5 protein-coding genes and 2 rRNA genes are annotated in these 9,639 nt (G+C 62.4%); 1 reads left to right on the top strand and 6 read right to left on the bottom strand.

Going from position 1 to position 9,639, the window contains the following annotated elements:
* Window positions 1–1,362: ribosomal RNA gene (locus I5I_RS06505) — 23S ribosomal RNA — on the bottom strand; the annotation flags it as partial.
* A 392-nt stretch (window positions 1,363–1,754) separates the two neighbouring features.
* A 16S ribosomal RNA gene (locus I5I_RS06500) occupies window positions 1,755–3,277 on the bottom strand.
* Between the two features lie 595 nt (window positions 3,278–3,872).
* Between I5I_RS06500 and I5I_RS06495 the strand changes: the two genes are divergently transcribed.
* Window positions 3,873–5,141: a CoA transferase gene (locus I5I_RS06495; protein ID WP_036317828.1), complete on the top strand. Its 1,269-nt coding sequence runs from the start codon at window positions 3,873–3,875 to the stop codon at window positions 5,139–5,141.
* 56 nt (window positions 5,142–5,197) lie between these two features.
* Here the strand turns inward: I5I_RS06495 and I5I_RS06490 are convergent, their stop codons facing one another.
* The 4 genes from I5I_RS06490 to I5I_RS06475 all read right to left on the bottom strand — a co-directional run bounded on the left by I5I_RS06490 (window position 5,198) and on the right by I5I_RS06475 (window position 9,575).
* Window positions 5,198–6,319: a substrate-binding domain-containing protein gene (locus I5I_RS06490; RefSeq protein ID WP_036317825.1), complete on the bottom strand. Its 1,122-nt coding sequence runs from the start codon at window positions 6,317–6,319 to the stop codon at window positions 5,198–5,200.
* 47 nt (window positions 6,320–6,366) lie between these two features.
* On the bottom strand, window positions 6,367–7,710 hold the full coding sequence (gene mmsB, locus I5I_RS06485; RefSeq protein WP_036317822.1) for a multiple monosaccharide ABC transporter permease: 1,344 nt from the start codon (window positions 7,708–7,710) through the stop codon (window positions 6,367–6,369).
* A complete protein-coding gene (gene mmsA, locus I5I_RS06480; RefSeq protein ID WP_036317820.1) occupies window positions 7,707–9,254 on the bottom strand; it encodes a multiple monosaccharide ABC transporter ATP-binding protein in 1,548 nt (515 codons plus the stop codon). The genes mmsB and mmsA overlap by 4 nt, the downstream gene beginning before the upstream one ends.
* 141 nt (window positions 9,255–9,395) lie before the next feature.
* A complete protein-coding gene (locus I5I_RS06475) occupies window positions 9,396–9,575 on the bottom strand; it encodes a substrate-binding domain-containing protein (RefSeq protein WP_036317817.1) in 180 nt (59 codons plus the stop codon).
* Between the last annotated feature and the right edge of the window lie 64 nt (window positions 9,576–9,639).

Raw genomic sequence — 9,639 nt, 5'->3', positions numbered from 1 at the left:
CACTCGTGTAGCCTCCACGGCTGGTTCACACCGCCGCTTCGCTGGCCACACGACGCTCTCCTACCCATCAACACGGCTGGACCACGAAGGCCTACCAAAAATGTCAATGCCACAACTTCGGTGGCGTGCTTGAGCCCCGTTACATTGTCGGCGCGGAATCACTTGACCAGTGAGCTATTACGCACTCTTTCAAGGGTGGCTGCTTCTAAGCCAACCTCCTGGTTGTCAAGGCAACTCCACATCCTTTCCCACTTAGCACGCGCTTTGGGACCTTAGTTGGTGGTCTGGGTTGTTTCCCTCTCGACTATGAAGCTTATCCCCCACAGTCTCACTGCTGCGCTCTCACTTACCGGCATTCGGAGTTTGGCTGACGTCAGTAACCTTGTAGGGCCCATCGGCCATCCAGTAGCTCTACCTCCGGCAAGAAACACGCAACGCTGCACCTAAATGCATTTCGGAGAGAACCAGCTATCACGAAGTTTGATTGGCCTTTCACCCCTATCCACAGCTCATCCCCTCAGTTTTCAACCTAAGTGGGTTCGGCCCTCCACGACGTCTTACCGTCGCTTCAGCCTGGCCATGGATAGATCACTTCGCTTCGGGTCTAGGACACGCGACTGAATCGCCCTATTCAGACTCGCTTTCGCTACGGCTACCCCACACGGGTTAACCTCGCCACGTATCGCTAACTCGCAGGCTCATTCTTCAAAAGGCACGCTGTCACCCCTACTAAGGAGGCTCCAACGGTTTGTAAGCAAACGGTTTCAGGTACTATTTCACTCCCCTCCCGGGGTACTTTTCACCTTTCCCTCACGGTACTTGTCCGCTATCGGTCATCTGGGAGTATTTAGGCTTATCAGGTGGTCCTGACAGATTCACACGGGATTTCTCGGGCCCCGTGCTACTTGGGATACTCTTCGCGCCAAGAGAAGCATTTCGACTACGGGGTTGGCACCCTCTATGACCCGCCTTTCAATGCGGTTCGTCTATACCTTCTTGTAACGCCGACACATCGGCAGACATGTCTGAAAAGTCCCACAACCCCCAACGTGCAACGCCTGCCGGCTATCACACACGCTAGGTTTAGCCTGATCCGGTTTCGCTCGCCACTACTAACGGAATCGCGGTTGCTTTCTCTTCCTGTGGGTACTGAGATGTTTCACTTCCCCACGTTCCCTCTACCCGCCCTATATATTCAGGCGGGAGTCACCAGGTACGCACGCGCCCTGGCGGGGTTTCCCCATTCGGACACCCTCGGATCAAAACTTGCTTATCAGTTCCCCGAGGCTTATCGCAGATTGCTACGTCCTTCTTCGGCTCCAGATGCCAAGGCATCCACCGTTTGCTCTTAAAGACTTGAAATCACATGAGTTCGAATCGTCAATCAAAATTGACTAATGATCTTTAAGATCATCTTCACGAGATGAAAAATCATCTCGAAGATGCTCGCGTCCACTGTGTAGTTCTCAAAGTACGGGCGGTACCCTCCCCGCACCAGCACCAGCCGGCAACAGAAAGAGTCCTGAGGTTCGTCTGCTCCCCATCCGAAGATGAAAGCGCATCCGGTCCCTCAGGACCCAACAGCGTGCACGTGCCGACTCACTCACCCCCAGCGTTCCACGCCCGAAGGCCGTACTAACTCGAAGATCGCTCCCCGACACCTCATCAAACGTTCCACCCATGAGCTAACCGGCAAGACACATTCGGCCCTGATTCGGCGCCTGGACACCCAAAGAGTGCCAGATGCTCCTTAGAAAGGAGGTGATCCAGCCGCACCTTCCGGTACGGCTACCTTGTTACGACTTAGTCCTAATTACCGATCCCACCTTCGACGGCTCCCTCCACAAGGGTTGGGCCACCGGCTTCAGGTGTTACCGACTTTCATGACTTGACGGGCGGTGTGTACAAGACCCGGGAACGTATTCACCGCAGCGTTGCTGATCTGCGATTACTAGCGACTCCGACTTCATGAGGTCGAGTTGCAGACCTCAATCCGAACTGGGACCGGCTTTTTGGGATTCGCTCCACCTCACGGTATTGCAGCCCTTTGTACCGGCCATTGTAGCATGCGTGAAGCCCAAGACATAAGGGGCATGATGATTTGACGTCATCCCCACCTTCCTCCGAGTTGACCCCGGCAGTATCCCATGAGTTCCCACCATTACGTGCTGGCAACATAGAACGAGGGTTGCGCTCGTTGCGGGACTTAACCCAACATCTCACGACACGAGCTGACGACAACCATGCACCACCTGTTTACGAGTGTCCAAAGAGTTCTACATTTCTGCAGCGTTCTCGTATATGTCAAGCCTTGGTAAGGTTCTTCGCGTTGCATCGAATTAATCCGCATGCTCCGCCGCTTGTGCGGGTCCCCGTCAATTCCTTTGAGTTTTAGCCTTGCGGCCGTACTCCCCAGGCGGGGAACTTAATGCGTTAGCTGCGTCACGGAATCCGTGGAATGGACCCCACAACTAGTTCCCAACGTTTACGGGGTGGACTACCAGGGTATCTAAGCCTGTTTGCTCCCCACCCTTTCGCTCCTCAGCGTCAGTTACGGCCCAGAGATCTGCCTTCGCCATCGGTGTTCCTCCTGATATCTGCGCATTCCACCGCTACACCAGGAATTCCAATCTCCCCTACCGCACTCTAGTCTGCCCGTACCCACTGCAGACCCGAAGTTGAGCCTCGGGATTTCACAGCAGACGCGACAAACCGCCTACGAGCTCTTTACGCCCAATAATTCCGGATAACGCTTGCGCCCTACGTATTACCGCGGCTGCTGGCACGTAGTTAGCCGGCGCTTTTTCTGCAGGTACCGTCACTTTCGCTTCTTCCCTGCTAAAAGAGGTTTACAACCCGAAGGCCGTCATCCCTCACGCGGCGTTGCTGCATCAGGCTTTCGCCCATTGTGCAATATTCCCCACTGCTGCCTCCCGTAGGAGTCTGGGCCGTGTCTCAGTCCCAGTGTGGCCGGTCACCCTCTCAGGCCGGCTACCCGTCGACGCCTTGGTGAGCCATTACCTCACCAACAAGCTGATAGGCCGCGAGCTCATCCCTGACCAAAAAATCTTTCCAACCGTTGAAGATGCCTCCACGGTTCGTATCCAGTATTAGACGCCGTTTCCAGCGCTTATCCCAGAGTCAGGGGCAGATTGCTCACGTGTTACTCACCCGTTCGCCACTGATCCACCCAGCAAGCTGGGCTTCACCGTTCGACTTGCATGTGTTAAGCACGCCGCCAGCGTTCATCCTGAGCCAGGATCAAACTCTCCAAAAAGAAAAAATGCATACACCATCGGGAAAACGACAATGCAGCGAGTTCGAAACTGACCAAAAAGGATGCCATCACTGACAATCCATAATGCCGGCACCGAAATACCGGACTTTGATCCAAAGGAATCTCACCCCACCACAAAGGCAGGGACGAGGTAATTTGGCATTTGACAAGTGCACGCTGTTGAGTTCTCAAGGATCGGACGCTCCCGTGCTCCGGCCTCTCGGCCTTCATCGCGGGGCGACTTCTCTACGCGGGCAAGGTGTCTCCGTCGTCGCGCCCCCTAAGGAACACGACTGGAGTGACAGTCTTGCCACGCCGGCAGTACAGCTTTCGCGACTGCCACAACCCACCACCGTCCTCCGAATGAAACGGAGTGCAGGAGGGAGGTTTTCCATCCTAGACCAGAAGTCCTGTTCTCTCTACCGAGAGGTTTGGGATGGGATTCGGTTCTCCGCTTGAGGGGGCGAGACCTTCCGGCCCTTCGCTCTTCCCTGTGGGGCGAACAAGTAATAACTTACGCGGCACACCACCATCCGGCAAATCACACCCACATCCCGGGCGTGTCGCGCTCGGGATGTCGCCGTAGGCTCTCCCCATGGAGCCTCGTTCACTGCGCGCGCGGCTGCCCGTCGGCACTCTTGCGACCGACGCCGTCGCCGCCGTCATCGCGGAGGCGTCGGCCTTGGGCCGCGTACCCGTGACGGCTGTGGATGCCGAGGCGGTCACCATGGCGTACACGAGCGAGCGGTGGTTCCGCCGAGACGGCGAGGCGGAGATCGGCTTCGCCCCGCTGTCGGGTTTCTTCCGCACACGGGACGGCTGGGTGCGCACGCATGCGAACTACCCGCACCACGAGCGTGCGCTGCGCGACGTGCTCGGCCTCACCGGCGCGGCGCCGGGTGCAAACGATCTCGACCGCGCGCGTGCACGGTTGAGCGCGCTGTCCACCCGCGACGCCGTCGGGATCATCACGCGGGCCGGAGGTCTGTGTGTCGAGGTGCGGCACGAGGATCCCGTCGCGGACGGTCGGCTTCGCGCTTCGCCTCTGGCCACCGTGCTCCGCGTGGCGGACGGCCCGATCGCCACGACTGCCGTCGACGCCTCCTCTCCCCTGCGCGGAGTACGCGTGCTCGATCTCACCCGTGTCATCGCGGGCCCGGTGGCGACGCGCACACTCGCGCTTCTCGGCGCCGACGTGCTCCGCATCGATCCGCCCCGGATGCCGGAGATCGCCGCGCAGCACCTGGACACCGGTCACGGCAAGCGCAGCGCTGTCCTCGATCTCGATGCCGCCGACGATCGGCGACGCTTCGACGGTCTGCTCACCGGCGCGGACGTCGTCGTTCTCGGCTACCGCCCCGAGGCGCTCTCCCGGCTCGGGCTCGACCCCCGAGCGCTATGCGCACGGCATCCCAGCGTCATCGTGGCCAGACTCAGTGCATGGGGCCGCGAGGGCGGACGCGGGTTCGACAGCCTCGTGCAGGCGGCATCCGGCATCGCGTGGATCGAATCCCGCGACCGCATCACCCCGGGTGCGCTTCCCGCCCAGGCGTTGGATCACACCGCGGGCTATGCACTGGCCGCCGGTGTGATCGCGGCGAGGCGTCGTCGCCTCGAGGTCGGAGGAAGCTGGCTCGTCGAGACCTCGCTCCGACGCGTCGCCGCGGAACTGCTCGGCATGACCCGGGATCGGGCGGGCCAGCTCGCCGAACCGGCGGATCCTTCGCGCTACCTCCAGCGGTTCGTCGTCGACGGCCACGACATCGTCACCGCCGGATCGGCCGTGGCCTACGCGGGAGCCCCGACGAGGTTCACGCCGCCGGAACCGTGGGGCTCCGCCGATCCGGTCTGGCTCCCCCGGTGAACACGTCGACGGCCCCCGCTCCGAAGAACGGGGGCCGTCGTGGGCGTGCGGGTCGCTTACTGCGCGGCCTTCACGAGGGCCAGGAGGGTGGGGTTGTTGGCGTAAGCCTCGGCCGCGTTCTCCTTGGTGACGATGACCGGCGGCAGCAGGTACGCCGGGACGACCTTGACACCGTTGTTGTACTGGGTGGTGTCGTTGACCTCAGGCGTCTCGCCCTTCTGGAGCGACTGGATCATCTTGATGGTCTGGGCCACCAGCAGCGAGGTGTCCTTGTTGATGGTGGAGTACTGCTCCCCCGCCATGATCGACTTGACCGACTCGGCCTCGGAGTCCTGACCGGTGACGGTGAACTGCGAGATGTTCTTTCCGGCCTGCTTCACCGAGGTGATGATGGCGCGAGCAAGCGTGTCGTTCGGCGAGAGGACACCGTCGATGGTCGCCGACGTGTAGTTGGCCGCGAGCAGCGAGTCCATACGGCTCTGCGCGTTCTCGGCCTTCCAGCCCTGGGTCGCCGTCTGCTGGATGTCGGTCTGACCCGACACGACCTTCAGGGTGCCGTCGTCGATCTTCGGCTGCAGCACCTTCATGGCTCCGTTGAAGAAGACCGCCGAGTTGGCGTCGTCCGGCGAGCCGGAGAACAGCTCGACGTTCCACGGCGCGCCGTGGCCCGAACGCTTCTGCAGGCCGTCGAGGAGCGCCTGACCCTGCAGCTCGCCGACCTTGAAGTTGTCGAACGCGACGTAGTAGTTCACGTTCGGCGTGTTCTCGATGAGACGGTCGTAGGCGATCACCGTGACACCGGCATCCGCCGCCTGCTGCAGCTGCGTGCCGAGCTGCTTGCCGTCCTTGGCGCCGATGACGATGACCTTGGCGCCGTTGGTGATCATGGCCGAGATCTGGTTCTGCTGTTCGGCGACCGTGTTGGACGCCGGGGCGTACTGCACGTCGGCCTTGAAGCCGGCCTCCTTCAGGCCGGAGTCGAACAGGCCGCCCGCGAGAACCCAGTTCTCCGACGTCTTGTCCGGCAGCGCGATGCCGATGGTGGCATCGGCCGCGAAGCCTGCCGCCGCGCCCGCCGATGCGGTCGCGTCGCCGCCGCGCCCGGAGCTCGAGCAGCCCGTGAGCGCGAGTGCCGTGACGGCGGCCAGGGAGGCTGCCGCAAGAGCGATTCTCTTCATTGATTCATCACTTTCTCTGGTGAGGGTGAGGCGAGTCGGTCCCGGACCTACCGTTTGGGGAGGTCAGCCGGCTGGCTCGACTCGTTCGTGCCCGACGTCGGAATGACGGCGGGAACTTCTGTGACCACCACGGCGGCCCGGTCACGTCGACGCGTGAGCAGACCGATGATGGAGGGGCCTCCGCGGCGCTTGCTGATCACGTCGACGGCGACCGCGAGCAGGAGGACGAGCCCCTTCGTGATCGACACCGAGTCGGCGCCGGCGCCGATCAGCTGGAGCCCGTTGTTGAGGAACGCCATGACGAGGCCGCCGATGATCGAGCCGATCACCGTGCCGATACCACCCGACACGGCCGCGCCGCCGATGAACACCGCGGCGATCGCATCGAGCTCCCAGCCGTTGCCGTCCTGGGGCCCGGATGCCGTGGCGCGGCCGACGTAGATCATGCCCGCGATGGCGGCGAGCACCGACATGTTCATCATGACGAAGAAGTCGACACGGCGGTCCTTGACACCCGAGAGGGCCGCGGCGAGGCGGTTGCCACCGACGGCGTAGATGTGTCGGCCGAAGACCGTGCGGTTGGTGACGAACGAGTAGATCACAACGAGCACCAGCAGGATCACGCCGGAGATCGGGAAGCTCGTGCCCGGGCGTCCCGTGGCGAACAGCCAGGCGGCCCAGAGGATCGCTGCCGAGAGGATGACGACCTTCACGCCCGACACCCAGAGCGGAGCCGAGTCGGCGCCGATCTTCGCCTGCTGGCGACGAAGCCGCCATTCGTTGTAGACGATCCATGCGACGCCGATGAGGCCCAAGAGCATGGTGAGCACGTTGAAGTCGACCGCGATGGGAAGTTCGGGCAGGTAGCCGGAGCCGATGTAGCTGTACTCCGGGGGCACCGGCGTGGTGGTCGACTGGCCGATCCACTGGTTGCCGCCGCGGAAGATGAGCATGCCGGCCAGCGTCACGATGAACGCGGGGACGCCGACATAGGCGACCCAGAAGCCCTGCCACGCACCGACGAGGGCACCGACAACCAGACCGATCGCGATCGCGAGGGGCCACGGCGTGTTCCACTCGTTCATCGACTTGGCGACGATGATGCCCACGAAAGCCGCGACCGAGCCGACGGACAGGTCGATGTGTCCCATGATGATGACCATCACCATGCCGATCGCGAGGATCAGGATGTAGGACTGCTGGCTGACGACGTTGATGAGGTTCTGCGGCGACAGCGTCGTGCCCCCGGTCCAGATCTGGAAGATCAGGATGATGGCGATCAGCGACGCCAGGATGCCGAACTGGCGGAGGGAGGAGGTTCCCCCGCCGAACATCTTCTTCAGGTCGGAGATGCCGCCTGAACGCTTGGTGGGTACCGTCTCGGTGCTCATCGTTGTGCCTTCTGTCGTGCGGAGGTCATGCTGCGCATGAGGTTCTCGGGGGTTGCGTCGGCGACGGGCAGATCATCGGTGATCTGCCCCTCGAAGATCGTGTAGATGCGGTCGGAGATGCCGAGCAGCTCGGGCAGCTCGCTGGAGATCAGGATCACGCCCTTGCCCTGCGCGGCCAGCTGCTGGACGATCGCGTAGATCTCGTACTTGGCCCCCACGTCGATACCGCGGGTGGGCTCGTCGAGGATCAGCAGTTCCGGGTCTGTGAACATCCACTTGGCCAGGACGACCTTCTGCTGGTTGCCGCCGGAGAGTTTCGAGACGCCGACATCGACGCTCGGCGTCTTGATGCGCAGCTTCTTGCGGTAGTCGTCGGCGATGTCGTTCTCGGCGTACGGATCGATGACGCCGTTGCGCGCGATCTTCTTGAGCTTGGCCGCGACGATGGAGCGCTTGATCGTGTCGAGAAGGTTGAGTCCGAGCACCTTGCGGTCTTCGCTGACGTAGGCCATGCCGTGATCGATCGCGGACTGGACGTCCTTGATGACGACTTCCTTGCCGTCGATGAGGATCTGGCCCGACTCGTAGATGCCGTAGGAGCGGCCGAAGAGGCTCATGGCGAGCTCGGTGCGCCCCGCGCCCATGAGGCCGGCGATGCCGACGATCTCGCCCCGGCGCACGTAGAGGTTCGAGTGCTTGGCGACGAGCCGCTCGGGGATCTGCGGGTGGCGCACCGTCCAGTCGCGCACCTCGAAGAAGACCTCGCCGATGTGCGGCGTGCGGTCCGGGAACCGGCTCTCCAACGAGCGGCCGACCATGCCGCGGATGATGCGGTCCTCGTCGACGGTGCCGGAGGCGACGTCGAGGGTCTCGATCGTGCGGCCGTCGCGGATGATCGTGATGGAGTCGGCGATCTGCTCGATCTCGTTGAGCTTGTGGCTGATGATGATCGAGGTGATGCCCTTGCCCTTGAGCGAGAGGATCAGATCGAGCAGGTGCTGCGAGTCGTCTTCGTTCAGCGCGGCGGTCGGCTCGTCGAGGATGAGCAGCTTGACGTCCTTGGCGAGCGCCTTCGCGATCTCGACCAGCTGCTGCTTGCCGACACCGAGATGCTTGATCTGCGTGTCGGGGTCGTCGCGCAGTCCCACGCGCGCCAGGAGATCGACGGCTCGGAGCCGCGCCTGTGCCCAGTCGATGACGCCGCCGCGCTCGATCTCGTTGCCGAGGAAGATGTTCTCCGTCACCGAGAGTTCGGGGATCAGGGCCAGCTCCTGATGGATGATCGCGATGCCCGCGTGCTCGCTCGCGCGGATGTCCCTGAACTGGACGACCTCGCCGCGGTACCAGATGTCGCCGCTGTACGTGCCGTACGGGTACACCCCGGAGAGCACCTTCATGAGCGTGGACTTGCCGGCGCCGTTCTCGCCGCAGATCGCGTGGACTTCGCCCGCGGCGACCGTGATGGACACGTCGCTGAGCGCTTTCACACCCGGGAACTCCTTGGTGATGGAGCGCATCTCCAGGATCGGCACTGCATCCGGCATTGTGCGCGACCTCCTCGTCGTCAGCTTGTCTTCGTTGAGCGGGCTTCGTTCCGAAGCTCAATGTGACCGTTCACATCGCTTGAACATCGTGCACCCTCGGAACGAGGTTGTCAATCACGGGAAGGGGCCGTTATCGAAGCGTCATCTTTGCGCCGTGATGGCGACGGCGCAGGACTCTCGCACCACGAGCGAAGGCTCCAGATTCATGCCGCTCACGGCATCCGTCGGCACGTCCGGCTCGCCGATCGCGCGCAGCAGAGCGGCCATGGCCCGCTCCCCCAGCCCCGCGAACTGCTGATGGACGGTCGTCAGCGGCGGCACGCATGCCCGGCCAGGGGGATGTCGTCAAAGCCGACGACGCTCACCTGGGGCGGCACGTCGATGC

It is taken from the genome of Microbacterium sp. B24 (assembly GCF_000333415.1).
In the GTDB taxonomy this organism is placed as follows: Bacteria; Actinomycetota; Actinomycetes; order Actinomycetales; family Microbacteriaceae; genus Microbacterium.
Note: the sequence above shows the minus strand (reverse complement) of the source record. Positions and strands in the feature narration are given on the sequence as shown.

Excerpts from the sequence above, each read along its gene's own strand:
- I5I_RS06495 (WP_036317828.1), top strand. The coding sequence starts at position 3,873 with ATGGAGCCTCGTTCACTGCGCGCGCGGCTGCCCGTCGGCACTCTTGCG.
- I5I_RS06490 (WP_036317825.1), bottom strand. The coding sequence starts at position 6,319 with ATGAAGAGAATCGCTCTTGCGGCAGCCTCCCTGGCCGCCGTCACGGCA.
- mmsB (WP_036317822.1), bottom strand. The coding sequence starts at position 7,710 with ATGAGCACCGAGACGGTACCCACCAAGCGTTCAGGCGGCATCTCCGAC.
- mmsA (WP_036317820.1), bottom strand. The coding sequence starts at position 9,254 with ATGCCGGATGCAGTGCCGATCCTGGAGATGCGCTCCATCACCAAGGAG.